The sequence below is a fragment of the Comamonadaceae bacterium OTU4NAUVB1 genome (genome assembly GCA_024372625.1).
Taxonomy (GTDB): Bacteria; Pseudomonadota; Gammaproteobacteria; order Burkholderiales; family Burkholderiaceae_C; genus Variovorax.
Genome location: CP099604.1, coordinates 187,577 through 209,300, shown reverse-complemented (window position 1 = coordinate 209,300; position 21,724 = coordinate 187,577). Strand labels below are relative to the sequence as shown.

Below are 21,724 nucleotides of genomic sequence, written 5' to 3'. Positions count from 1 at the left end.
CTTGTTGTGAGGGATGGGAGGCCGGCCGTCAGCCGCGCCCGACGAAGGGCATGGCGCTGGCCATGACGGTCATGTTCAGCACGTTGGCCGACAACGGCATCGCCGCGATGTGGCGCACCGCGTCGGCCACGTGGACCGCGTCCATCATGGGTTCGGCCGCCACCGTGCCGTTGGCCTGCGTCACGCCGCGCGTCATGCGCTCTGACAGCTCGGTCAACGCGTTGCCGATGTCGATCTGGCTGGCCACGATGCCGAAGGCGCGACCGTCGAGCGCCAGCGACTTCGTCAGGCCCGTGACCGCGTGCTTGCTCATGGTGTAGGGGGCGGTGTGGGGGCGCGGCACGTGGGCCGAGATCGAGCCGTTGTTGACGATGCGCCCGCCCTGGGGCGACTGGCGGCGCATCAGGCCGAAGGCAGCGCGGGCGCACAGGAACACGCCGGTCACGTTGGTGTTCAGCACGCTGAACCAGCGCTCCAGCGGCAGCTCGTCGATCGGCACGGCCGGCGCGTTCACGCCGGCGTTGTTGAACAACAGGTCGAGCCGGCCGAAGCGCGCCTCGATGGCGGCGAACAGCGCCTCGACGCTGTCGGGCACGGTGACGTCGGTGGGCACGGCCAGGGCGACGCCGCCCCGGGCCTCGGCCTCGGCGGCCAGCGCGCGCAGGGGCTCTGGACGTCGCCCGGCCAGCACGACGCGCCAGCCGTCGTCGAGCAGGCCGAGCGCCACGGCGCGGCCGATGCCGCTGCCGGCGCCGGTGACCAGCGCGACCTTGCCGGGCGGGGTGGCGGAGGGGGTCGATGGGATGTTCACGGGGCGTCTCCTCGCAGGGTCGGGGTCGGGGTCTGGGCTTGGATCGGATGGGGAACGCGGGACGGCACGCCCTCGACGGTCATGGTGAATTCGCCGATGCCGGCCACGCCGCCGGTCACCACGTCGCCGTGGCGCAGCGCGCCGACGCCGGCGGGCGTGCCGGTGTAGACGAGGTCGCCGGGCGCGAGCGTCACCGAGCGCGACAGCATGGCGACCAGCTCCGCCACCGGCCACGACAGGTCGGCCAGGTCGGCGCGCTGCCGCTCGACGCCGTCGACCGCGAGCCAGATCGCGCCGCCGCGCGGATGGCCGCACACGGCCGCCGGCACCAGCGGCGTGCAGGGCGCCGAGCGGTCGAAGGCCTTGGCGGCCTCCCAGGAGCCCCCTGCGCGCTTGGCCGCCTGCTGGAGGTCGCGTCGCGTCAGGTCCAGTCCGACGGCATAGCCCCAGACGTGCTCCGCCTCCACCCGCGCCACGTCGATGTCGCGCCCGCCGACGCCGATCGCCACCACCAGTTCGACCTCGTGGCAGAAGTCGGCGGTGCCCGGCGGACAGGGCAAGGCGCCTCGCGCCGGCACCACCGAGGTGGCGGGCTTCATGAACCAGCCGGGCAGCTCGCGCGCCGGTGGCCCGCCGGGCTGCCAGGGATAGTTGCGGCCGATGCAGAAGACCCGGCCCACCGGGAAGCGGTCGGTGGCGTCCCGCACCGGCAGTGTCACCGGTGCCGGCGGCGGGAAGACGAATCCGGTCATGGCGGACGGCCGTCTCAGGTCGTCAGGCTCATCGCCGGGCGCTCGCCGGCCAGCGCCTGGGCGATCGCCGCGAGCACCATCTCGCCCATCGCCGTGCGGGTCTCCCAGGTGGCGCTGGCGCGGTGGGCCTGGAGCGTCGCGCGCTCCGAGCCGCGCAGCGCCGCGGGCACGCGCGGCTCGTCGACGAACACGTCCAGCCCCGCCCCGGCGATGCGGCCGGCGGCCAGCGCCTCGGTCAGGTCGGCCTCGTTCACCAGCCGGCCGCGCGCGACGTTGACCAGGAAGCCGCGCGGGCCCAGCGCTTCCAGCACCCGCGCATCGACGATGCCCTCGGCCTGGTCGGCGGCCGCGCACAGCACCAGCGCGTCAGCGCCCCGGGCGAGCTCGACCAGGTCGGGCACGAACGCGTGCGCGACATCGTCCATCGGACGCAGGTCGGTGTAGGCGATCGAACAACCGAACGCCGCCGCCCGCACCGCGACGGCGCGGCCGACGCGGCCCATGCCGACGATGCCCACGCGCATGCCGCTGAAGCGCCGGGCGAGCGGGATCGCGCTCGGCTGGGGGTGCAGCTCCCACTGGCCGTCGCGCACGAAGCGGTCGCCGGCGCACAGGTTGCGGCAGGCCGCGATCAGCAGGCCGATGGCCAGGTCGGCGACGTCCTCGGTCAGGGCGCCCAGGGTGGCCGCGACGGGCAGGCCCCGCGCGCGGCAGTGCGCCAGATCGACCGCATCGGTGCCCACGCCGTTGACCGCCACCACCTTCAGGTTGGGCAGGCGTTCCAGCATCGCCCGCGTGATGCCGGTGTGGCCCCCCGTGATCACGGCCTGCACCGACGCCCCGTGCGCCGCCAGCCAGGCCTCCGGCTGCGCGATCTCGAAGAGCCGGTGGACGTCGTACAGCGCCGCGAGCCGGTCGTTGATCGCGGGGATCAGGATGGGGTTGATTTGCAGGACCGAGGGTTTCATGGCGGGTCGTCCGGGATGTGGATGCGAAGTGGCGCGATGGTAATGACAGGTTGATTTATTGGTCAATATTGATGTATAAAATCAATATATAAATCCGAAGGGGAGTGGACGATGGCGGCATGGATGTCGATGGACGAGGCCTGCGCGGCGCTCGGGGTGCGGCCGCAGACGGTGTATGCGTACGTCAGCCGCGGCAAGCTCGAGGTCATGACCGACCCCGGCGACACGCGCCGCAGCCTGTACCGCGCCGAAGACGTCGCCGGCCTCGCCCGGCGCAAGCAGGCCGGCCGCACGCGCGCGACGGTCGCCGCCGAGACGCTGTTCGGCGCCGAGCCGAGCATCCCGACGGCGCTGTGCGCGTTCTTCCGGGGACGTCCCTACTACCGCGGCCAGGACGTCGTCGAGTTGGCCCGTTCGGCCAGCCTGGAGGACGTGGCCCGCCTGCTGTGGGACACGCGGCAGCCGATCGATTTCTCCTGCGCCGCCCCGCTCGCGCCGGCGCGGCGCGGCGACGGACCGGGGCGCGTCGCCGCCTTCACGGCGCTGGGCGGCCTGGCGGCCGTCGGGCATTCCACCCGGGGCCGCCTGACCCGGGTCCTGCACGTCGAAGGCCAGGGCCTGGTCGCGACGCTGGCCGACGCCTTCGGTGCCCGGCCGGGCACGCAGGCGCTGCACCTGCGCTTCGCCCGGGGCTGGGACCAGCCACCGGCGGTGGCGGAACTGCTGCGCACGGCCATGGTGCTGCTGGTGGACCACGAGCTGACGAGTTCGGCCTTCGCCGCGCGCATCGCGGCGTCGACCGGGGCCTCCCTGCCCGCGTGCCTCCTGGCCGGACTGGCCACGCTGTCGGGGCCGCTGCACGGCGACGGCTCGGGGCGCGTGCAGGCGCTCTTCGCCGAAGTCGAGCGGCTCGGCGAGGACGCGGTGCTCGCGCACTACCTGTCCACCGGGTCGCCCCTGGCGGGTTTCGGCCACCACCTCTATCCCGACGGCGACCCGCGCGCGGCGGCCCTGCTGGCGCGCTTCGAGCCCCCGCCGGTGATCGCGCGCTTCATCGCCAAGGTGATCGAGCAGACCGGCCTGCAGCCCAACATCGACGTGGCGCTGGCGGCCCTGGTGGCGCACCACCGGCTGCCGGCCGACGCGGCCTTCGGGCTCTTCGCCACGGCGCGCAGCGTCGGGCTGCTCGCGCACGGCCTGGAACAGCTCGGCGTGGCGCAGGTGATCCGTCCGCGCGGACGCTACGTCGGCCCGCCGCCGGGCGCGGCGCGCGACGCGCCGCCCGGCGCGGGCTGAGGCGGGCGCGCCCGTCCCGGCGCGCGGAACGGGGCTTTTCCACGTGGCGGCACGGGTCAATCGCGCCGGTGGTCCACTGGGTGGTCCCATCCAACCAAGGAGAACGCCCAATGGAAATCCACATCAATACCGGCAATGGCATGGAAAACCGCGAAGACCTCGAACGCTGGGCGGACGGCGAGATCCGCCAGAACCTCGCGCGCTACGCGGAGGACGTCCGGCGCGTCGAGGTCCACCTGTCGGACGTCAACGCCACCAAGGGCGGCGCGTCCGACAAGCGCTGCCTGATCGAGGCGCACGTCCCGCAGCACGCGCCAGTGGCCGTGTCCCACCAGGCGCCCTCGCTGGACCAGGCCTTCCGTGGCGCCGAGACCAAGGTGCTCAGCGCCCTGGACAGCGTGCTGGGCAAGGAAAAGCGGCACCGCGACCGCACCAGCATCCGGACCGATCCGGAAGCCATCTGAGGGCGGCGGGTCGGCCGCACGCGCGCCGACCTCGCCGGGCGCCCATCTGGGCGCCCCGTCCTACCCCGGGGGGACGGCACCGGTGATTTCCTGATGGGAGCGAACGCGCGCGATCGCACGCGTCGAACCGGCGAGGACCCATGCCACGAACCCCGAACCCGCAGCGCGACGGTCACGACGAGGTCGAGGCGCGCTGAGCGCGCACCGGCAGGCCGCGCATGCATTTCCTCTGGCCCCACTCCCTCTGGCTGCTGGCCGTGGCGGCGCTGCTGCCCGTGGCCTACCGGTGGCTGACGCGACGCCGGACGCGCGCCGCGCTGGCCTACAGCGACCTGGGCACGGTCCGCGCCGCGGCCGGTCGCGGCTGGCGGCGCCACGTGCCGCCGGCGCTCGCGCTGCTGGCCCTGGCCGTGCTGCTGCTGGCCGCCGCGCGCCCGGTGGCCCGGGTGCCGCTGCCGTGGGCCCGGACCTCGATCCTGCTGGCCATGGACGTGTCGCTGAGCATGCGGGTGGGCGACGTCAAGCCCACGCGCATGGTGGCCGCCCAGGAAGCGGCGAAGGCGTTCCTGCGCGAGGTGCCGCCGCGCATCGAAATCGGGCTGGTCACCTTCGCCGGCAGCGCCCACGTCGCCCAGCGTGCGACCCTCGACCGCGCGGCGCTGGTCGCGAGCATCGACGCCTTCCAGATGCAGCTCGGCACGGCGGTGGGCGACGCCATCGTCCAGTGCCTCGCGGAGATCTTCCCGGACCACGGCATCGACCTCGGCCGGATGATGATGGGCGGCACCGCCACGCCGTCGAGGGGCCGCAGCCTGGACGAGCGCGCGCGTCCGCAGCCCGCCGCGCCGGACCCCGTGCCGCCCGGCTCCCACGACGCCGCCGCCATCATCCTGCTGAGCGACGGCCGCCGCACGGCGGGCATCGACACCCTGGCCGCGGCGCGGATGGCGGCCGATCGCGGCGTGCGGGTCCACGTCATCGGCCTGGGCACGGTCGACGGCGACGCCGCCACGCCCGAGGGCATGGCGATCTACATGAAGCTCGACGAACCGACGCTGCGCGAGGTCGCCCGCATGACGGGCGGCCAGTACCACCACGCCGGCACGGCCGAGAACCTGCGCGGCGTCTACCAGGAACTCGGCTCGCGGGTGGAGGTGCTGCGACGCGAGACCGAGCTCGCCGGCCCGCTCGCGCTGGCGGCCGCCCTGCTCGCCTCGGTGGCGGCCCTGCTGTCGCTGCTGTGGTCGGGACGCCTGCGCTGACGCCGCCCGGCGCCGGGCCGTCGCGCCGCTGCGACGAGAATGCGGCGGGTCCGCTCCGCCGGTCCCTCCCGTCACGAACCTTCCCTTCCTCCATGGCAACGAACATGCGCAACCTCCTCCTTCCCGTCGCCCTCGGCGCGGTGCTCACCCTCGCGGGCTGCGAGACCATGAAAACCATGGACGTCAGCAAGCTGACCGACGTCGGCGGCACGGCCATGAAGGCCATGTCGCTCAGCGACGGCGACATCGCGGCCATGTCCGACCAGTCGTGCGCGGCGATGGACCAGAAGAACCAGATCGCGCCGGCGAACAGCAAATACACCACGCGCCTCAACCAGGTGATCCGCGCCATGCCGACCACGGTCAACGGCAAGACCGCCAACTACCGCGTCTACATGACGCCGGACGTGAACGCCTGGGCCATGGCCAACGGCTGCATCCGCGTCTACAGCGGCCTGATGGACCTGATGAACGACGACGAGCTGCGCGGCGTGATCGGCCACGAGATCGGTCACGTGGCGCTGGGCCATTCCAAGTCGCGCATGCAGACGGCCTACGTCGCCACGGCGGCGCGCGGCCTGGCCAGCGCCGCCGGCGGCGTGGCGGCCCAGCTGTCGCAGTCCCAGGCGGGCGACCTGGCCGAGAAGTTCGTCAACGCGCAGTTCTCGCAGTCGCAGGAGAGCGCCGCGGATTCCTACTCGTTCGATCTGCTGGGCGAGCGCAAGCTGGAGCGCAAGGGGCTGGTGACGGGCTTCCAGAAGCTGGCCAAGCTCAGCGAGGGGCAGGCCTCGGGCGGCTCGCTGCTGAGCTCGCACCCGCCGTCGGCGCAGCGCGCGGCGGCGATGCAGAAGCGCCTGGACAGCGGCACCTGAGCGGACGGCCGGGTCCGCCCGGTCGTCAGCCCGCCGACGGTGGCGCGGCGGCCGCCCGCCAGCGCGCGGCGGCCGCCGGGTTGACCGCGCCGCGCGGCACGCGGCCCGCCAGGAGCGCGGCCACCTGGGCCACCGTCTCCATCGCCTGATGCTCGACGGCCGGCCGCGTCAGGCCGCCGACGTGCGGCGTGGCGACCACGCGCGGGTGGGCCGCCACGTGCGGCGAGGGCATCTGGTCGGGCGCCCGGCCGACGTCGAGCGCGCAGCCTCCCAGGTGGCCCGCGTCGAGCGCGGCCACCAGGGCCGTCTCGTCGACCAGATCGCCGCGCGCGGCATTGATGAAACAGGCGCCGCGCTTCATCGTGGCGAAGGCCCGCGCGTCCATCAGGTTCTCGGTCGCCGCCGTCGCCGACGCGAGGCACACGACGAAGTCGGCGCATGCCAGCAGCGCGTCGAAGCCGGTCTGGCGCAGTCCGGGGCCGTCGATCGTCGCGTGCGGGTCGTGCACCACCACCGTCATGCCGAACGCCAGCGCCAGCGCGCAGAAGCGGCGCGCGATCCGGCCGTAGCCGACGACGCCGACCGTGGCGCCGCGCAGTTCTCGCCCCATGACGGGCACCGCCACGTCGCCGGCCCGGTACCGGACCACCGACGCGCTGATGTGGCGGGCCAGATCGATCATCGCGCCGACGATCCACTCCGCGACCGCGTCGACGAAGCCCGCGCTGGCCTGCGTGACCAGCACGCCGTGGCGGCTCGCCGCGTCGACGTCGACGTTGCGGATGTCGATGGCGCAGCGCAGGAAGGCCTGGAGGCGCGGCAGCGCCGAGAAGAGCGCCTCGTCGCCCGCCGTGCGGCGGTGGGAGATGAGGAAATCGCAATCGCCGGCCAGCGCCGCCACGCGGGCCGCGTCGAGGTCCGCCTCGTCGGGATTGAAGCGGACCTCGGCGATCGCTTGCAGCGCCGCGATGGCGCGGTCGCCGAAGTAGGGTCCGAGCGCGCCGGGGGGATGGCTGAGGAACACGGTGGTCATGCGGTTCGTGCGGTTCGTGCGGTTCGTGCGGGCGTGATGCGGGCGTGGCCGGAGGATGGCCGGCGTGGTCGTCCGCACCCTAGCACGGCCGCCGCCGGGCCGAGAATCACGCCTTCATCGTTGCCACTTCGAGACGGACGCCTTGACATCCATCGACCGGCGCTCCGCGCGCCTCCACTTCGATCTGACGACCCTCCAGCTGTTCATCACGACCGCCGAACTCGGCAGCGTGACCCGGGCCGCCGAGAAGATGCACATGGCCACGGCCGCCGCGTCGCGCCGCATCCTGGAGATCGAGGCGCAGTTCGGGCTGCCGTTCTTCGAGCGCCGGCCCCACGGCATGGCCATCACGGACGCCGGTCGCGCCATGCTCGCCCACGCGCGCAGCATCACCCACACCGTGCTGCGCATGCAGGACGACGCGGCGTCGTACCTCGGCGGCGAACAGGGCGTCGTGCGTCTGGCCGCGCCCAAGAGCGCGGTGATCCAGTTCGTGCCGTCGGACATCGCGCGCTGCGCCCGGGAATGTCCCGGCGTGCGCATCGACCTGCAGGAGATGAACAGCCAGATCGTGCAGCAGGCGCTGCGCCGGGGCATCGTCGACGTCGGCATCTACGAGGCGGGCCTGGGCAGCATCGAGCTGCCCACCCTGCCCTACCGCAGCGACCGCCTGACGGTGGTGCTGCCGGCCGGCCACGCGCTGGCCGAGCGGAGCGCGCTGACGCTGGACGACATCCTGGCGTGCGACCTGATCGTGCTGGGCGAGGGGTCGGCCATCTCGCTGATGCTCCAGCGCCTGGCCGACGACGAGGGCCGGCTGCTGCGCATGCGCATGCGGGTCAACGGCTTCGACAGCATGGCGCCGCTGATCGCGCAGAACCTGGGCATCGGGGTCATGCCCGAGGCCGTCGCGCGCACGGTCGCCCGCGGCGACGGCCTCGCGTGCGTCGCGATCCGGGGCGACTGGGCGCAGCGCCAGTTCCTGCTGTGCCACCGCCCGCCCGAAGCCCTGTCGCAGGCCGCGCGCAGCGTGGTGCGCGTGCTCTCGGCTACGAGAAATTCGAATCCTGCCTCGCTGATTTAGCGCTGGCCGCCGTGCGCGGGATCGCCAACCATCGGCGCCTTCCCAACGACAAGAGGCACGGCATGCAACGCAGACATTTCACGCTCGGCCTGGGCGCCGCCCTGGGCACGCCCGGCTGGGCGCTGGCGCAGACGGCCACCGGCGGCGCGGTCCGGATCTCCGGCCCGGTGCGCATCGTCGTGGGCTTCGCTCCGGGTGGCGGGACCGACGTGCTGGCGCGGGTGATCGGCCAGAAGCTCGCGACCCTGTGGGACACGCAGGTCGTCGTCGAGAACAAGCCCGGCGCCACCGGCGTCATCGCGGCGGACTACGTGGCGCGCCAGCCCAACGACGGCACGACCCTGCTGATGGCGCACGTCAACAGCAACGCCATCGCCCCCAGCCTGCTCAAGGACACCGTCAAGTTCGACCCCAACCGGGACTTCAGCGCCATCTCGATGGTCGGCGTGACGCCCAACGTGCTGACCTGCGCGACCACCCAGCCGGTGCGCACGCTGCCCGACATCGTCGCGCTGTGCCGCCAGAAGCCGGGCCGCGTCACCTTCGGCTCCTCGGGCATCGGCTCGGCCCAGCACCTGGCCTTCGAGATGTTCAAGCTCGCGGCGAAGATCGACGCCGTGCACGTGCCCTACAAGGGCTCGGGCGCCCTGATCATCGACCAGCTCGGCGGCCAGATCGACTTCGCCTTCGACACCATGACGGCGGCGACGCCCTTCATGCGCCAGAACAAGGTCATCGGCATCGCGCAGACGCGCCTGAAGCGCGCGGGCAGCTACCCGGACCTCCCGACCTTCGCCGACGGCGGCTATCCGCAGGTCGACGCCGCCTCGTGGTACGGGCTGGTCGGTCCGCGCGGCATGGCCCCGGCGCTGGTGCAGCGCATGAACGCGGACGTCAACAAGGTGCTGCTCATGCCCGACATCCGCCAGAAGCTCGACGAGTTCGGGGCCGAGGACGCCGGCGGCACGGCGAGCAGGTTCGCCGAGTTCATCGCCGGCGAGAACGTCAAGTGGGCCAAGGTCATCAAGGACGCGAACGTGCGCGTCGACTCCTGAGGCACGAGCCGCCCGCCGACGCCCCTCCGAACACTCCCCGACCCACGGGTCGAACGAACCGACCGACCAGGACCGCATCGATGACAACCAACGCCACCACCTCCTCCGCTCCCGCCACCCGCCCGCTGCCGCTCGCCGGCATGCGCGTGCTCGACATCAGCCAGGTCATGGCCGGCCCCTACGCCTGCATGCTGCTGGCCGACCTGGGCGCCGACGTGATCAAGATCGAGCCGCCCGAGGGTGGCGACCAGACGCGCGGCGCCATGGGCTTCAAGCTCAAGGGCAACGACAGCATGGGGTTCCTCAACATGAACCGCAACAAGCGCAGCGTCACGCTCGACCTGAAGACCGACGAGGGCCGCGCGGCGCTGCACGCGCTGGTGCTGGAGGCCGACGTGCTGGTCGAGAACTACCGCCCCGGCGTCATGAAGCGCCTGGGCGCGGACTTCGACACGCTGAGCGCGCTGAACCCGGCGCTGGTCTACGTCAGCATCTCGGGTTTCGGCCAGTCGGGGCCCTGGTCGCAGCGCCCGGGCTTCGACCTGATGGCGCAGGCGATGTCGGGCGTGATGAGCGTGACCGGCTACCCCGGCGGCCCGCCCGTGAAGGCCGGCGTGCCGGTGGCCGACATCGGCTGCGCGCTGTTCGCGGTCTACGGCCTGCTGGCGGCCTACATCGGCGCGAAGAACACGGGCCAGGGCCAGTACATCGACGCCTCGCTGTTCGACTCGGCGCTGGCCTTCTCGGTCTGGGACATCTCCGAGTACTGGGGCACGGGCCGCCAGCCCGAGCCGCTGGGCACCTCCAACCGCATGAGCGCGCCCTACCAGGCGGCCAAGGCCGCCGACGGCCACTTCGTCATGGGCGCCACCAACCAGAAGCTCTGGCAGAAGCTGTGCGGCGTGCTGGCGCGCGCCGACCTGCTGGCCGACGAACGCTTCGCCAGCGTGTCCAAGCGGCTGGCCCACCGCGAGGCGCTGATGGTGGAGCTGGAGCGCTCCTTCGCCGCCCGCACGGCCGACGACTGGATCGAGACCCTGCTGGCCGCCGGCATCCCGGCCGGTCCGATCCTCACCTACCCCGAGGCCTTCGAGAGCGAGCACGGCCGCCACCGGGCCATGCGCATCGAGATCGACCACCCGGTGGAGGGCAAGGTGCCCAACATCGGCTTCGCCGTGAAGATGATGGGCACGCCGCAGCAGGTGCGCCGCCCGCCGCCGCTGCTGGGCGAGCACACCCGGGAGGTGCTGGAGGAGCTGGGCATCGCCCTGCCCGGCGCCCCTCGGGCGCGGCCGGATGCCGAGGCGCAGCCGGCGGAGGCGAAGTGACCGGGGACGGGGCGCAGGGCCGGGTCGGCCTGGCGATCGACACCGGCGTCGCGACCCTGACGTTCGAGCGGCCCGAGGCGCGCAACGCCATGACCTGGACGATGTACGAGCAGCTCGGCGCGCATTGCGATCGGCTGGCGGGCGAGCGGGCCGTGCGCGTCGGCGTGCTGCGCGGGGCCGGCGGCGAGGCCTTCGTGGCCGGTACCGACATCCACCAGTTCCTGGACTTCGGCGGCGGCGCCGACGGCCTCGTCTACGAGGCGCGCATCGACGCGGGCATCGAACGCATCGAGCGGCTGCCGTTTCCGACCGTCGCCGTCGTCGAGGGCTGGGCCGTGGGCGGCGGACTGGCCATCGCCACGGCCTGCGACTTCCGCGTCGCGACGCCGGGGGCGAAGTTCGGCGTGCCGATCGCGCGGACGCTCGGCAACATGCTGTCGCCCCTCAACATGGCGCGGCTGCGCCAGGCCTGGGGCCACCAGAACGTGCGCCGGATGCTGCTCCTGGCGCAGGTCCTGGACGCCGACGAGGCGCTGGCCTGCGGCTTCCTGCACGAGGTCGCGGCGCCCGGGGCGCTCGACGAGGCGGTCGGCGCGCTCGTGCGGCGTCTGCGGGTGCTGGCGCCGGTGACGCAGTCCGCGTCCAAGGAGGCCCTGCGACGCCTGACGGTCGCGGGGGTGCCGGCGATGGACGACCTCGTCTCGGCCTGCTACGGCAGCGAGGACTTCCGCGAGGGCGTGCGCGCCTTCACGGAGCGCCGGGCGCCGGTCTGGCGCGGGTGCTGACCCGGCCGGGCCCGGCTGGACGAACCGGACGGCCGGACCCTCACTCGATGCTCACCCCGGTCGCCTTGACGACGTCCTGCCACTTCTTGACCTCCTGCGGGATCTGCCGGGCGAACTCCTCCGGCGTGCTGGCGATGGGCCGCGCGCCCAGCTCCAGCATCCGTTGGGCGACCTCGGGCTGCCGGACCGCCGCGGCCAACGCCCCCTGCAGGGTGTCCAGCACCGCCTTGGGCGTGCCGGCGGGCGCGAGCAGGCCGAACCAGCCCGAGACCTCGTAGCGCGACAGACCGCTCTCGGCCACCGTCGGGATGTCCGGGGCGCCCGGCCAGCGCTGCGGCGTGGTCACCGCGATCGCCCGGACCTTGCCCGTGTTCACGAAATTGATGGTCGAGGGCAGGTTGTCGAAACCGATCTGGATCTGGCCAGCGAGCAGGTCCGTCAGCATCGGCGCGGCCCCCTTGTAGGGGACGTGGACGATGTCGATGCCGGCCTCCAGCTTCAGCAGCTCGGCGCTCATGTGCGGCGAGCCGCCCAGGCTGGTGGAGCCGAAGTTCAGCTTGCCCGGCTGCGCCTTGGCCAGCGCGATGAGTTCCCGCAGGTTGGTCGCCGGCACCGCCGGATTGACGACGATGATGTTGGGCGTGCTCGCCAGCAGGGTCACCGGCGCGAAGTCCTTGACCGCGTCGTAGGGCAGCTTGCGGTAGAGCGCCGAATTGATGCCGTGCGAACTGGCGGTGGCCATCAGCAGGGTGTAGCCGTCGGGCGCGGCTCGGGCGACCTCGGCCGAACCGATGGCGCCGCTCGCCCCGGCGCGGTTGTCGACCACGACCGCCTGCTTGAGCCGCTCGCCCAGCTGGACCGCCGCGAGTCGCGCGAGGATGTCGGTCGTACCGCCGGCCGGGTACGGCACCACCAGCCGGATCGGTCGGCTCGGATAGTCCTGCGCCGTGGCGGTCGCAGGCAGCAGGAGCGTCACGGCGGCGGCGCAGGCCGCGACGATGCGGCCGAGCCCGGCGACCAGCCGGCATGGGAGGCTCGTCATCGTGGTCGTCTCCGTGGTCGAGGTGGCGACGTCGTTCACAGCAGGTGCCGCCCGTGCAGTCGGGACGCGAGCGCGTCGGGCACCTCGAGCTCGTACCCCAGCACCGCCGCCGAGAGCGCCTTGCCGTAGTTGTCCAGGCAGAGGCTGCGCGAGACCCCGCCGCCGAGCGCGCCATGGCAGACGAAGTTCAGCGCCTCGATGTTGTCGACCTCGTAGCGCAGGACGTCGCCCTTGATGGCGCCCCGGTAGAAGGCCTTGAAACGCTCGGCCGTCAACTGGGCCTTGAGCAGCGGATAGAACTCGCTCTCGTAGGCGAACACAGCGATGTTGGAGGTGTTGCCCTTGTCGCCGGAGCGCGCGTGGGCGAGGTGTTGGAGCAGGACTTTCATGGCGCGCCTCAGCTTTCGAAATAGTCGACGGTCGGGGTGATCCGCTCGCGCGGCACCAGCGCCGACCACACGCCGATCACTTCGCGGAAGCGGTCCTGGTGCGGCACGCGCTTGCCGGTGTGCGCGATGCCCGACACCGCCATGCCGTCGACCTCGCGCCCGACCTTGACGGCCTCCTCGCGCGTCCGGGTGCGCGCGGCCACGCGCACCGCGATCTCGTAGGGCTCGGGCGCGTCGGCCGGCGTGGCCTCGCCGTGGATGGCGTTCAGTCCGAGGAAGTCGATGCGCAGGTCCTCGGCCTGCAGCTTGACGATCTTGAACCGCTCCTCGAGCACCTGCTTGGCCAGCCGCGCCCGCCGCAGGGCGCCCGGGCCGGCGTAGAAGAACATGTCCTCGCCGATGAAGCCTTCCGTGCAGCCGATCGACACCTTGAGCGTCGGCGTGCGCGGCTTGCCGCCGAGGTGGGTGATGCGCACGCGGTCCGGGCCGACCTGCTCGAGCCGCGCGCCGGTGAAGTCGACCACGGCATCCGGCGTGAGGTAGTTGGCCGGATCGTGGACCTCGTAGAGCATCTGCTCCTTGACCGTGCGCAGCGTCACCGCGCCGCCGGTGCCGCCCACCTTGGTGATGACGACGCTGCCGTCCTCCTCCACCTCGGCGATCGGGAAGGCGAAGTCCCATGGCGTCGGGACGTCCTTGAATCCCGGGTCGGAGAAATACCCTCCCGTCACCTGGGCGCCGCACTCCAGCAGGTGGCCGATGCCGTTGCCCGCGCCGAGCCGCGCGTGGTCGAGCGGGTCCCAACCGAACTCGAACATCATCGGCGCCATGAAGATCGACGGGTCGGCCACGCGCCCGGTGACGACGATCCGCGCGCCGGCCCGCAGGGCCTCGACGATCGGCTCGGCCCCCTGGTAGGCCTCGGCGGAGATCAGGCTGGACGCCAGGGTACGGGTGGGCGCGCCGGTCTCGAGGATCGTGTCGGTGAGTTCGAGCACGCGGTCGGTGATCAGACTGCCGCCCACGGCAGCCACCTTGACGCCGTGGATGCCCATCTCCCGCAACAGCTCGACGATGCGCCGCGCCGCCGCGCCCGGGTTGACCCATCCCTGATTGGAGACGATGCGCGTGCCGTTGCGCATGCACGCCGGCAACACCGCCCGCATGCGGTCGTCGAGGTAGGTGTCGTAGCCGGGGAAGGTCGGGTCGCGGCGCATGCGCACCTGAGCGGCCGACACGGTGGCTTCGGCCATGGTCTCGAAGCACAGGTAGTCGAGTTCGCCGCGCTCGGCATTGAGCGCGGCGGGCTCGACGCGGTCGCCCCACCACGCCGCGCCGGAACCGATCCGCAGGGTCTTGGTCATGTCGTTTTGTCTCCGATGTGAACGGACATTTTGTACAGTGCCCCCCGGCGCCACAACGGCTCCGGACGCACATCCCCTGTGACCCCGATTCACGGTAGAAGGAAACCCGCATGGACAAGTTCGGCGAGATGCAGGTGTTCCTCGGCGTGGTGAACGAGGGCAGTTTCTCGGGCGCCGGCCGACGCCTCGGCATGTCGCCGTCGGCCGTCAGCAAGCTGATCGGACGGTTGGAGACGCGCCTCGACGTGCGCCTGTTCGAACGCATCGCCGGCACCATTCGGCTCACGCAGGAAGGCCACCGCTTCCACGCGGCGAGCCTGCGCGTGGCCGACGCCATGGAAGCAGCGGAAAACCTCGCCCCGGACCCGGAAGGCGAGATCTCCGGCACCCTGCACGTCCACGCCCCGCTGACCACGGCCAAATACCTCCTCGCCCCGCTGCTCCCCGCGCTGCTGGAACGCCATCCCCGGCTGCGGCTGGAATTCATCATCGGCACCGATCGCGGCGACTTCCTGAAGCAAGGCATCGACGTCGCACTGCACAGCGGGCGGCCCACGGAGCTGTCGCTGATCGGCTGGCCGCTGGTGCCCAGGCCCTGGGTCATCGCCGCCGCGCCGGCCTACCTCGCGCGCCACGGCACGCCGCTGCGGCCCGACGACCTGCTGCGGCACCGCTGCCTCAACTTCACCATCCGCACCCACTGGAACCGCTGGACCTTCCGCGAGGACGGGGCGCTCAAGACCATCGACATCCCGGCGTGCATCGGCGCCAACCAGGGCGAACTTCTGCGCACGCTCGCGCTGGTCGGCCTGGGCATCGTGCGGCTGGCCGAGTTCAACGTCGCCGCCGACCTGCGCACCGGCACCCTGGTGCCGCTGCTGCAGGACTTCCAGGACCGCACGGACGATGTCATCTACGTGCTATATCCGCGCGGCCGGGTCCTGGCGCCGCGCGTCAAGGCGTTCCTGCAGTTCCTGAAGGCGCATTTTCCGACGCAGGCGGCGCCCGTGGCGCGCGCGGCGATTCGCTAGACTCCCCGCTCCCGGCGTTCACGCGCCCTGCGCCGGCGCCGGCGTCACGCCCTTCCGGCCCCACCCCGGTCGCCCCGGCGCGCCGGCCATCCCTCCCCATGATCCATCTGTTCTTCGGCCTGCCCGGCCTCTACGTCATCGCACGCTTCCTCTGGCCGCTGCCGTGGCGGGTCGGCAGCCGGGCGGCCGCGGCCCTGCTGGTGCTGGTGGCATCGCAATACCACCTGGTCGGCCGCTGGTCCTCGGGCAGCCCGTTCTCGCCGGAGTTCCCGCGCGGCATCGTCATCGCGTTCAACTGGGCCTTCGGCACCCTGCTGCTGCTGGCCGCGATGCAGCTGGCGATCGACCTCGTCGCCCTGCTGGTCGCGCTGGTGCGGCGCCACCGCACGGCCGTTCACCGCCACGTGCGCCACGCCGCCGGCATCGCCGCCATGGGCCTGTCGGCCCTGGGGGTGAGCCAGGCCGTGCGCGTGCCGCCGGTCAAGGACGTCGTGCTCGAGGTCACCGGCCTGCCCGCGGCCTTCGAGGGCTACCGCCTCCTGCAGCTCACCGACCTGCACATCAGCCGTCTGTTCGACGCGCCCTGGACGCGCGCGGTGGTCGACGACGCCAACCGCCTGGGCGTCGACCTGATCGTCGTCACCGGCGACCTCATCGACGGCACGCTCGACGCGCGGCGGGCCGACGTGGCGGCGCTGGGCGACCTGCGGGCCCCCGACGGCGTGCACGTCATCCCCGGCAACCACGAGTATTTCTTCGGCCACGCGCGCTGGATGGCGCATTTCCAGTCGCTCGGCATGCGGCCCCTGGCCAACGGCCACACGGTCCTCGCGCGCGCCGGCGACCGCCTGGTGCTGGCCGGCGTGACCGACTTCTCCGCCCCGAGCGTCGGCTTGCCGGGCCCGGACCTCGCGCGGGCGCTCGAAGGCGCGCCGGCGGGCGTGCCGGTCGTCCTGCTCGACCACCAGCCCCGCCAGGCGCGCAAGGCCGCCGAAGCGGGCGTGGGGCTGCAGCTCTCCGGCCACACCCACGGCGGGATGATCGTGGGTTTCGACCGGCTGCTCGCCCGGGCCAACGGGGGCTTCGTCTCCGGGCGCTACGACTTGGGCGGCATGTCGCTCTACGTGAACAACGGCACCGCCCTGTGGCCCGGCTTCGCGCTCCGGCTGGGCCGGCCCCCGGAGCTCACGCGCATCACGCTCGCGCGGCGCAAGGCCTGAGGGCGCGCCCGGCACGTCCGGCACGCCCGCCACGGGCGGCGCGTCGGGGCTAGGGCGCCGCGCCCGGCGGCCGGTCGGCCCGCCGGCGCTCCTGCTCGCGCGCCAGCCACAGCGACAGCAACGCCCAGAGCGCCGACAGCGGCACCGCGATCGCCGCCAGCCCGGCGAACCCGACGCCCAGCGCCCCCAGCCCGGCCGAGAGCCAGCCGCTCGCGGCGTCGCCCCCGCGATAGACCACCGTCTCGATGGCGTTCTTGGCCTTGTACTTGGCCGCGCGCGAGACCACGGTGAACAGCACCTCGCGCGCCGGGCGCGCGATGGCGTAGTCGCAGGCCCGCCGCAGGGCCTGCGCGCCGGCGAGCACGAGCAGCGCCGGCGACCAGGCGACGGCGACGAAGGCCAGCGCCGAGGCCAGCGGCAGCAGCACCAGCGCCGCCGCGAGGCCCAGGCGACGGATCAGGCGCCCGGTGACGAAGACCTGCAGCGCCAGCGTGAGGGTCGACACGCCCAGGTCGACCAGCGCGAAGAAGCGCGTGCGCGAGGCGGTGTCGGTGAACGCCTCCGCCACGATGCGGCCCTGCTCGACGTACAGGAAGGTCGAGGCGGCCGTGTGCAGCAGCAGGTAGCCGCACAGGCCCAGCAGGTAGGGCGAGCGCGCGATCAGGCCGAGCCCGTCGAGCACGCCGCCGCCGATGGGCCGTTCGCCGTCGGCGTCCTCGCCGGCCGGCCCGGGCCCCGGCGACGCCGCGCGGCGCGGCCGCAGGCGATGGAAGCACTGCAGGGCCGCCTCCAGCAGCAGCGCGGCCAGCAGCGTCAGCGCGACCGGCCCGAGCGTGCCGACGAGCGCGGCCGCCAGCGCCGGCCCGACGAAGGTGCCGGCCGTGCCGCCCGCGGCGATGAAGCCGAACAGCCGACGGCCCTGCGCGTTGCTGAAGACGTCGGCCAGCACGCTCCAGAAGATGCTGACGACGAACAGGTTGAAGACGCTGACCCAGACGAAGAAGACGCGCCCGACCCACACGCCCTGCACGTCGAGGGCGATCGACGCGCCGAACGCCAGCAGGCTGGCCGTGAAGAAGCGGTAGGCCAGCGGCACGAAGCGCCGGGGCGGCATGCGCGCGACCAGCGCCCCGAACAGCGGCACCACCGCCAGCATGGCGACGAAGGTGCCGGTGAACAGCCACTGCAGTTCCCGGGCGCCGCCGGCCAGGCCCAGCGCGTCGCGCAGCGGGCGCAGCAGGTAGTAGCCGCCCAGCAGGCAGAAGAACCAGGCGAAGCCCAAGAGCGTGGCGCGCACCTCGCCGGCCTCCACGTCGACCGCGCGGCGCAGCAGGCGGTGCAGCGGCGACGTCGCCGTGCGCGACGGCCCCGGCGCGTCGGCCGGCCGCGGCCCGGTCACTCGCCCACGACCTGCACGACGATCTCGCGCCGGTGCCCGCGCAGGCGGTGTTCCCACAGGTAGATGCCCTGCCAGGTGCCGAGCATCAGCGCGCCGCCGCTCGCCGGCACCGACAGCTGCGTCGCGGTGAGCGCCGCGCGCACGTGCGCGGGCATGTCGTCCGGGCCCTCGCTGCGGTGGACGAACAACGGATCGCCGTCGCGGACCAGGCGCGCGAAGAAACGCTCCAGGTCGCCGCGCACGTCCGCGTCCGCGTTCTCCTGGATCACCAAGCTGGCCGAGGTGTGGCGCACGAACAGGGTGACCAGGCCGCAGGCGATGCGGCTGGCGCGGAGGACCTCGGCCACGGGGGCGGTCACCTCCACGAGGCCCTGGCCGGTGGTGGCGATCGCGAGGCGGTGCTGGTGCTGGCGGAGCATCGGGAAAGCCTAGCAGACGACCCGCGCCGGCGCCGGCGACGGGGCGTCGCCGGCGCCGTCCTCAGACCGCCAGGCCGCGCTCGCGCAGCGCGTCCTCCTGCCGCTGGATCAGGCGGCCGAGCTCGGCCAGGTCGGTGGCGTCGAGCGACGGCCCGGGGCGGCGCACGTGCGCCGAGCGGATCGCGCCGCGCCGCCGCAGGGTCTCCTTGCGCAGCGCCAGGCCGATGCCGTACTGGAACTCGTGACGCAGCAGCGGCAGGTAGACGTTGAACAGGTCCTCGGCCGCCTCGTCGCGGCCCTGGTCGAAGAGCGAGCAGACCCGCACCAGCATCTCCGGGAAGGCGAAGCCGGTCATCGCGCCGTCGGCGCCGCGCCGCATCTCCTGCGGCAGGAACAACCCGCCGTTGCCCACCAGCACGCTGATGCGGCGGCGCCCGGCGGCCGCGGCCTGCGTGCGCAGCTCGCTGAGCTTGCGCATGCCGGGGAAATCCTCGTGCTTGAACATCACCACCTGCGGGAAGTCGTCGATCAGCCGCTGGATCACCGCCACCGACATGTGCACGCCGGTGGCCTGCGGGAAGTCCTGCAGGCAGATCGGGATCGACGGGCCGAGCAGCCTGGCGACGCCCGCGTAGTAGTGGTAGACCTGGTCGTCGGTCTTCAGGTTGGCCACCGGCGCCAGCATCACCCCGGCCGCGCCCTGGTCCATCGCGGTCTTCGACAGGCGCTCGACATGGCGGTTGGACGCGTGGCTCACGCCGACCACCACCGGCGCGCGGCCGGCCACGCGACCGAGCACGCGCGCCATCACGCCCAGCGTCTCCGCCTCGGTCAGCTTGGGCGCCTCGCCCATCATCCCCAGGATGGTGAAGCCGGTCACGCCGCGCTCGAGGTAGAAGTCGGTCAGGCGGTCGGTGCTCTCGAGGTCGAGCTCGCCCTCGTCGGTGAACGGCGTGGCGGCGATGATGTAGACGCCCTTCGACGTCTCGCTGATCTTTTCGGGGGTCATCGGATTCCTTGGAACAAGAAGGAGGGAAGGCGCCGGGCGGGCCGGGCGCCGGTCAGCGGCGCGCGCGGCGGTGCTCGAGCCGGCCGAGCCAGCGCGTGAGCGGCCACAGCAGCGCCAGGTACATCAGCGCGGCCAGCATCACGGGCGAGGGGTTGTAGACCAGCGACTGGGCGTCGCGCGCGTTGCGCAGCAGCTCGGGCATGGCGACCACGCTGGCGATGCTGGTGAGCTTCACGACCTCGATGGCGTTGCCCACCAGGTCGGGCAGCACGTTCTTCACGGCCTGGGGCACCACCACGTGCCGCAGCGCCTGCGCCCGCGTGAGCCCGGTGGAACGCGCGGCCTCCATCTGCCCGGCGACCACGCCCTCCAGCCCGGCGCGGAACACCTCGGCGAAGTAGCTGGCGTTGTTGAGCACGAAGGCCAGCGCCACGGCGCCGACCTTGTTGAGCTCCAGCCCCAGGAACGGGCCGCCGAAATAGATCAGGATCAGCAGCACCAGCGGCGGGAAGGCGCGGAAGAAGTCGATGAAGCCGACCAGCGCCCAGCGCGCCGCCCGGCTGCCCGATTGCGTGAGGCCCAGCGCCAGCGCCAGGCCGGCGGCCGCGCCCAGCGGAATCACCAGGGCCGACAGCCACACGGTGGTCCACAGGCCGCGCAGCAGGTGCGGGAACACCGCGGCGTAGACCTCGAGGTTGAAGAAGTTGTGCAGCAGGTCGTCCATCGCTCACCTCCGCCGCCAGCGTCGCTCGACCCAGCGCGAACCGGCCACCAGCGGCAGGAAGACGATCAGGTAGGCCAGCGCGGACATCATCAGCGGCGTCGGGTTTCCGGCGTGGCTGCTCGCGCCCTGTGCGTTGTTCAGGATCTCGTTGAGCGCCACCACCGAGCCGAGCGCGGTGTTCTTGGTGATCGAGATCACGCGGTTGGTCAGCGGCGGCACGGCGCGGCGCAGCGCCTGGGGCAGCACGATCCAGCGCATCGCGCCCCACCAGCGCAGCCCGGTGGAGCGCGCGGCCTCCAGCTGGCCGGCCGGCACGGCGGCGATGCCGGCCCAGATGCTCTCCTCGGCGTAGGCGGCCAGCACCAGCGACAGCGACAGCCAGGTCACGGCGAAGGCCGACAGCGGCAGCCCCAGCGCCGGCAGGCCGAAGTACAGGACGATCAGCACCACCAGCGGCGGCAGCGAGCGCATGACGTCCGCGAAGGCGATGATGGGCAGCGCCAGCGCGCGCAGTCCGAGGGCGCGCGCCACGGCCAGCGCCAGGCCCAGCGCCGTGCCAGTGACGACCACCGCCGCGCCCACGCCCACGGTCACCAGCGCGCCGGAGGCGATCGCCGGGGCGTACTGCCGGGCCACCTCCGGGTTGAAGAAGGTGAAGAGGAAACCGCTGTCGGCCGGCGTCATGGCCGCCGCGCCCCGTGGCGCGCCACGAAGGCGCGCGTGCGCGCCTCGCGCGGGCGCTCGAAGATGTCGGCGGGCGTGCCCTGCTCGACCACCACGCCGCCGTCCATGAACACGACCCGGTCGGCCGCCGCGTGCGCGAAGGCCATCTCGTGCGTCACCACCAGCATGGTCATGCCACGCTCGCGCAGCCCGCGCATGACGTTGAGCACGTCCTCGACCAGTTCGGGGTCGAGCGCGCTGGTGGGCTCGTCGAACAGGATCACCTGGGGCGCCAGCGCCACCGCGCGCGCGATGCCCACACGCTGCTGCTGGCCGCCGGAGAGTTCCGAGGGCAGCGAGCCCGCCTTGTCGCCCAGCCCGACCTGTTCGAGCGCCGCCCGCGCCCGGGCCTCGGCCTCGGCCCGGGGCCGGCGCTGCACGCGGCGCAGCGCCAGGGCCACGTTGTCCAGCGCGCTCAGGTGCGGATAGAGGTTGAACTGCTGGAACACCATGCCCACGTCCTGGCGCAGCCGGTTGAGGTCGACCGTGGCCGAGGTCACCTCGTGGTCGCTGGCCACGATCAGTCCCGCGCTGGGCGTCTCAAGCAGGTTGCAGCAGCGCAGCAGGGTGCTCTTGCCCGAGCCCGACGGGCCGATCACGCACACCAGCTCCCCGGCGTTCACCCGCAGGTCGACGCCGCGCAGCACCTCGGCGGCGCCGTACGACTTGCGCAGGCCGGCGATCTCCAGCATCG

Annotated in this window: 23 protein-coding genes; 10 read left to right on the top strand and 13 right to left on the bottom strand. The window is 72.9% G+C overall.

The window, feature by feature from the left end; all coding sequences use genetic code 11:
- Positions 1–28: 28 nt before the first annotated feature.
- From NF681_03200 to NF681_03190, 3 genes are read right to left on the bottom strand one after another with little or no spacing between them, the layout of a single operon-like run.
- Complete coding sequence (locus NF681_03200; protein UST52887.1) at positions 29–805, bottom strand: SDR family oxidoreductase; 777 nt, start codon at positions 803–805, stop codon at positions 29–31.
- A gap of 2 nt (positions 806–807) precedes the next feature.
- Entirely contained in the window at positions 808–1,563 is a 756-nt protein-coding gene (locus NF681_03195; protein UST52682.1) for a fumarylacetoacetate hydrolase family protein, read from the bottom strand.
- Between the two features lie 14 nt (positions 1,564–1,577).
- The gene (locus NF681_03190; protein UST52681.1) at positions 1,578–2,531 is read right to left on the bottom strand and encodes a 2-hydroxyacid dehydrogenase; all 954 of its coding nucleotides are present in this window, start codon (positions 2,529–2,531) and stop codon (positions 1,578–1,580) included.
- 111 nt (positions 2,532–2,642) lie between these two features.
- Here NF681_03190 and NF681_03185 point away from each other — a divergent pair, with 111 nt between their 5' ends.
- From NF681_03185 to NF681_03170, 4 genes are all read left to right on the top strand, one after another.
- Positions 2,643–3,827 (top strand): citrate synthase family protein, encoded by a 1,185-nt coding sequence (locus NF681_03185; protein ID UST52680.1) that lies wholly within the window; start codon positions 2,643–2,645, stop codon positions 3,825–3,827.
- Between the two features lie 110 nt (positions 3,828–3,937).
- Positions 3,938–4,291 carry an HPF/RaiA family ribosome-associated protein gene (locus NF681_03180; GenBank protein UST52679.1) on the top strand — a complete coding sequence of 118 codons (354 nt, stop codon included), beginning with the start codon at positions 3,938–3,940 and terminating at the stop codon, positions 4,289–4,291.
- 218 nt (positions 4,292–4,509) lie between these two features.
- Positions 4,510–5,553, top strand: coding sequence for a VWA domain-containing protein (locus NF681_03175; protein ID UST52678.1), 1,044 nt, complete (start codon positions 4,510–4,512; stop codon positions 5,551–5,553).
- Between the two features lie 104 nt (positions 5,554–5,657).
- Positions 5,658–6,425, top strand: coding sequence for a M48 family metallopeptidase (locus tag NF681_03170; protein ID UST52886.1), 768 nt, complete (start codon positions 5,658–5,660; stop codon positions 6,423–6,425).
- Positions 6,426–6,450: 25 nt separating this feature from the next.
- Here NF681_03170 and NF681_03165 read toward each other — a convergent pair whose 3' ends face one another.
- Positions 6,451–7,458 carry a hydroxyacid dehydrogenase gene (locus tag NF681_03165; GenBank protein ID UST52677.1) on the bottom strand — a complete coding sequence of 336 codons (1,008 nt, stop codon included), beginning with the start codon at positions 7,456–7,458 and terminating at the stop codon, positions 6,451–6,453.
- Positions 7,459–7,600: 142 nt separating this feature from the next.
- On the opposite strand from NF681_03165, the gene NF681_03160 reads away from it, so the two are divergent.
- From NF681_03160 to NF681_03145, 4 genes are all read left to right on the top strand, one after another.
- Complete coding sequence (locus tag NF681_03160) at positions 7,601–8,542, top strand: LysR family transcriptional regulator (protein UST52676.1); 942 nt, start codon at positions 7,601–7,603, stop codon at positions 8,540–8,542.
- A 62-nt stretch (positions 8,543–8,604) separates the two neighbouring features.
- Complete coding sequence (locus NF681_03155; GenBank protein UST52675.1) at positions 8,605–9,597, top strand: tripartite tricarboxylate transporter substrate binding protein; 993 nt, start codon at positions 8,605–8,607, stop codon at positions 9,595–9,597.
- A gap of 80 nt (positions 9,598–9,677) precedes the next feature.
- On the top strand, positions 9,678–10,925 hold the full coding sequence (locus tag NF681_03150) for a CoA transferase (GenBank protein ID UST52674.1): 1,248 nt from the start codon (positions 9,678–9,680) through the stop codon (positions 10,923–10,925).
- Entirely contained in the window at positions 10,922–11,710 is a 789-nt protein-coding gene (locus NF681_03145) for an enoyl-CoA hydratase/isomerase family protein (protein ID UST52673.1), read from the top strand. The genes NF681_03150 and NF681_03145 overlap by 4 nt, the downstream gene beginning before the upstream one ends.
- Positions 11,711–11,750: 40 nt before the next feature.
- Here the strand turns inward: NF681_03145 and NF681_03140 are convergent, their stop codons facing one another.
- From NF681_03140 to NF681_03130, 3 genes are read right to left on the bottom strand one after another with little or no spacing between them, the layout of a single operon-like run.
- Positions 11,751–12,752 carry a tripartite tricarboxylate transporter substrate binding protein gene (locus NF681_03140; GenBank protein ID UST52672.1) on the bottom strand — a complete coding sequence of 334 codons (1,002 nt, stop codon included), beginning with the start codon at positions 12,750–12,752 and terminating at the stop codon, positions 11,751–11,753.
- A 35-nt stretch (positions 12,753–12,787) separates the two neighbouring features.
- Positions 12,788–13,141 carry a hypothetical protein gene (locus NF681_03135; GenBank protein UST52671.1) on the bottom strand — a complete coding sequence of 118 codons (354 nt, stop codon included), beginning with the start codon at positions 13,139–13,141 and terminating at the stop codon, positions 12,788–12,790.
- 8 nt (positions 13,142–13,149) lie between these two features.
- Positions 13,150–14,505: a DUF1446 domain-containing protein gene (locus NF681_03130; GenBank protein ID UST52670.1), complete on the bottom strand. Its 1,356-nt coding sequence runs from the start codon at positions 14,503–14,505 to the stop codon at positions 13,150–13,152.
- Between the two features lie 110 nt (positions 14,506–14,615).
- Between NF681_03130 and NF681_03125 the strand changes: the two genes are divergently transcribed.
- The gene (locus NF681_03125; protein ID UST52669.1) at positions 14,616–15,536 is read left to right on the top strand and encodes a LysR family transcriptional regulator; all 921 of its coding nucleotides are present in this window, start codon (positions 14,616–14,618) and stop codon (positions 15,534–15,536) included.
- A gap of 98 nt (positions 15,537–15,634) precedes the next feature.
- Positions 15,635–16,756 carry a metallophosphoesterase gene (locus NF681_03120; GenBank protein UST52668.1) on the top strand — a complete coding sequence of 374 codons (1,122 nt, stop codon included), beginning with the start codon at positions 15,635–15,637 and terminating at the stop codon, positions 16,754–16,756.
- Between the two features lie 49 nt (positions 16,757–16,805).
- On the opposite strand, the gene NF681_03115 is transcribed toward NF681_03120, so the two are convergent.
- The 6 genes from NF681_03115 to NF681_03090 form a co-directional block, all read right to left on the bottom strand.
- Positions 16,806–18,098 carry an MFS transporter gene (locus tag NF681_03115; protein UST52885.1) on the bottom strand — a complete coding sequence of 431 codons (1,293 nt, stop codon included), beginning with the start codon at positions 18,096–18,098 and terminating at the stop codon, positions 16,806–16,808.
- 53 nt (positions 18,099–18,151) lie between these two features.
- A complete protein-coding gene (locus tag NF681_03110; protein ID UST52667.1) occupies positions 18,152–18,574 on the bottom strand; it encodes a secondary thiamine-phosphate synthase enzyme YjbQ in 423 nt (140 codons plus the stop codon).
- 61 nt (positions 18,575–18,635) lie between these two features.
- A complete protein-coding gene (locus NF681_03105; protein UST52666.1) occupies positions 18,636–19,583 on the bottom strand; it encodes a dihydrodipicolinate synthase family protein in 948 nt (315 codons plus the stop codon).
- A gap of 52 nt (positions 19,584–19,635) precedes the next feature.
- Positions 19,636–20,307, bottom strand: coding sequence for an amino acid ABC transporter permease (locus NF681_03100; GenBank protein UST52665.1), 672 nt, complete (start codon positions 20,305–20,307; stop codon positions 19,636–19,638).
- Between the two features lie 3 nt (positions 20,308–20,310).
- Positions 20,311–20,991, bottom strand: a complete 681-nt coding sequence (locus NF681_03095; protein ID UST52664.1) for an ABC transporter permease subunit — start codon at positions 20,989–20,991, stop codon at positions 20,311–20,313.
- The gene (locus NF681_03090; protein UST52884.1) at positions 20,988–21,722 is read right to left on the bottom strand and encodes an amino acid ABC transporter ATP-binding protein; all 735 of its coding nucleotides are present in this window, start codon (positions 21,720–21,722) and stop codon (positions 20,988–20,990) included. The genes NF681_03095 and NF681_03090 overlap by 4 nt, the downstream gene beginning before the upstream one ends.
- Positions 21,723–21,724: the final 2 nt, after the last annotated feature.

What these genes read in the sequence shown, in the direction of transcription:
- NF681_03135 (UST52671.1), bottom strand. Translation starts at nt 13,141, where the DNA reads ATGAAAGTCCTGCTCCAACACCTCGCCCACGCGCGCTCCGGCGACAAG.
- NF681_03095 (UST52664.1), bottom strand. Translation starts at nt 20,991, where the DNA reads ATGACGCCGGCCGACAGCGGTTTCCTCTTCACCTTCTTCAACCCGGAG.
- NF681_03125 (UST52669.1), top strand. Translation starts at nt 14,616, where the DNA reads ATGGACAAGTTCGGCGAGATGCAGGTGTTCCTCGGCGTGGTGAACGAG.
- NF681_03175 (UST52678.1), top strand. Translation starts at nt 4,510, where the DNA reads ATGCATTTCCTCTGGCCCCACTCCCTCTGGCTGCTGGCCGTGGCGGCG.
- NF681_03190 (UST52681.1), bottom strand. Translation starts at nt 2,531, where the DNA reads ATGAAACCCTCGGTCCTGCAAATCAACCCCATCCTGATCCCCGCGATC.
- NF681_03150 (UST52674.1), top strand. Translation starts at nt 9,678, where the DNA reads ATGACAACCAACGCCACCACCTCCTCCGCTCCCGCCACCCGCCCGCTG.
- NF681_03170 (UST52886.1), top strand. Translation starts at nt 5,658, where the DNA reads ATGCGCAACCTCCTCCTTCCCGTCGCCCTCGGCGCGGTGCTCACCCTC.
- NF681_03180 (UST52679.1), top strand. Translation starts at nt 3,938, where the DNA reads ATGGAAATCCACATCAATACCGGCAATGGCATGGAAAACCGCGAAGAC.
- NF681_03110 (UST52667.1), bottom strand. Translation starts at nt 18,574, where the DNA reads ATGCTCCGCCAGCACCAGCACCGCCTCGCGATCGCCACCACCGGCCAG.
- NF681_03100 (UST52665.1), bottom strand. Translation starts at nt 20,307, where the DNA reads ATGGACGACCTGCTGCACAACTTCTTCAACCTCGAGGTCTACGCCGCG.
- NF681_03155 (UST52675.1), top strand. Translation starts at nt 8,605, where the DNA reads ATGCAACGCAGACATTTCACGCTCGGCCTGGGCGCCGCCCTGGGCACG.
- NF681_03185 (UST52680.1), top strand. Translation starts at nt 2,643, where the DNA reads ATGGCGGCATGGATGTCGATGGACGAGGCCTGCGCGGCGCTCGGGGTG.
- NF681_03130 (UST52670.1), bottom strand. Translation starts at nt 14,505, where the DNA reads ATGACCAAGACCCTGCGGATCGGTTCCGGCGCGGCGTGGTGGGGCGAC.
- NF681_03195 (UST52682.1), bottom strand. Translation starts at nt 1,563, where the DNA reads ATGACCGGATTCGTCTTCCCGCCGCCGGCACCGGTGACACTGCCGGTG.
- NF681_03165 (UST52677.1), bottom strand. Translation starts at nt 7,458, where the DNA reads ATGACCACCGTGTTCCTCAGCCATCCCCCCGGCGCGCTCGGACCCTAC.
- NF681_03090 (UST52884.1), bottom strand. Translation starts at nt 21,722, where the DNA reads ATGCTGGAGATCGCCGGCCTGCGCAAGTCGTACGGCGCCGCCGAGGTG.
- NF681_03140 (UST52672.1), bottom strand. Translation starts at nt 12,752, where the DNA reads ATGACGAGCCTCCCATGCCGGCTGGTCGCCGGGCTCGGCCGCATCGTC.
- NF681_03120 (UST52668.1), top strand. Translation starts at nt 15,635, where the DNA reads ATGATCCATCTGTTCTTCGGCCTGCCCGGCCTCTACGTCATCGCACGC.
- NF681_03105 (UST52666.1), bottom strand. Translation starts at nt 19,583, where the DNA reads ATGACCCCCGAAAAGATCAGCGAGACGTCGAAGGGCGTCTACATCATC.